This is a genomic window from Serratia sp. EWG9, assembly GCF_019913725.1.
GTDB classification, from domain to species: Bacteria; Pseudomonadota; Gammaproteobacteria; order Enterobacterales; family Enterobacteriaceae; genus Serratia; species Serratia ureilytica.
In genome coordinates this window covers 1-877 of record NZ_JADNRO010000026.1, presented here as the reverse complement: position 1 = coordinate 877, position 877 = coordinate 1, and the positions used below count along the sequence as shown (strand labels likewise).

General features: G+C 60.0%; 1 protein-coding gene and 1 pseudogene. Both read left to right on the top strand.

Going from position 1 to position 877, the window contains the following annotated elements:
- Window positions 1–381: pseudogene (locus tag ITX55_RS23870) on the top strand (paraquat-inducible protein B); the annotation flags it as partial.
- Window positions 378–877 (top strand): membrane integrity-associated transporter subunit PqiC (gene pqiC / locus ITX55_RS23865; protein WP_223085424.1); only part of this gene is annotated, 500 nt, incomplete at its 3' end. The pseudogene ITX55_RS23870 and the gene pqiC, both read left to right, overlap by 4 nt.

Here is an 877-nt window from a genome sequence, read left to right as displayed (position 1 = left end):
CTGATGCAGACGTTGGATAAGATTAATTCGATGCCGATCAATCCGATGATCAGCGAAGCGACCAAGACGCTGGCGGAAAGCCAGAAAACCATGAAGTCGACGCAGCAGACCATGAAGTCGCTGAACGACATCATCGCCAGCAAAGAGATGCAGGCGCTGCCGCAGGACATGCAGAAAACGCTGCTGGAGCTGAACCGCAGCATGAAAGGGTTCCAGCCTGGTTCACCGGCTTACAATAAGATGGTGGGCGACATGCAGCGCCTCGACCAGGTGTTGCGTGAGCTGCAACCGGTGTTGCGCACCCTGAATGAGAAGAGCAACGCGCTGGTGTTTGAAGCCGCCGGCAGCAATGACCCTCAGCCGAAGAAGGCCACGAAATGATGAAATGGATCCCGGTAGCCCTGGCGCTGTTGCTCAGCGCCTGCAGCAGTTCGCCACAGAAGACTTACTATCAGTTGCCGGCGCTGGGCGCGCCGGCCGTGGCCGGCAGCAGCGGCGCCTCCACGCGCCAGCTGTGGCTGGAGCACGTGAGCGTGGCGGATTATCTGGCGCAGAGCGGCGTGGTGTATCAGGCCAACGACGTACAGTATGTGATAGCCCAGAACAACCTGTGGGCCAGCCCGCTCGATCAGCAGCTGCAGCAAACGCTGGTCACCAACCTGAGCAGCGCGCTGCCGGGCTGGGTGGTCTCTTCGCAGCCGATGAGCAGCGATCAGGATGTGCTGAACGTGACCATCAGCGGCTTCCACGGCCGCTTTGACGGGAAAGCGATCATTCGCGGCGAGTGGGTGCTGAACCGCCAGGGGCGTTTGATCAAAAGGCCTTTCAACCTGGAGCTGAAACAGGGTGAAGACGGCTATGATGCCCTGGTGCGCAC